Consider the following 212-nt stretch of genomic DNA (forward strand, 5'->3'; position numbering starts at 1 on the left):
TTCCAGCGCTTTCAGTGCAGAACCACGGACTACCGGCAGGTCATCACCCGGGAAGTCGTACTCGGACAGCAGTTCGCGAACTTCCATCTCGACCAGTTCCAGCAGCTCTTCGTCATCTACCATGTCACACTTGTTCATGAACACGATGATGTACGGAACGCCTACCTGACGACCCAGCAGGATGTGCTCACGAGTCTGCGGCATCGGGCCGT

The 212-nt window shown here is 56.6% G+C and carries 1 protein-coding gene; it reads right to left on the reverse strand.

Annotated elements, in window-relative coordinates; genetic code table 11:
• On the reverse strand, positions 1–212 hold a 212-nt coding region (locus AACR93_RS03970), incomplete at both ends, for a GTP-binding protein (protein WP_231557024.1).

This window comes from Aeromonas sp. L_1B5_3 (assembly GCF_963866575.1).
In the GTDB taxonomy this organism is placed as follows: Bacteria; Pseudomonadota; Gammaproteobacteria; order Enterobacterales; family Aeromonadaceae; genus Aeromonas; species Aeromonas jandaei.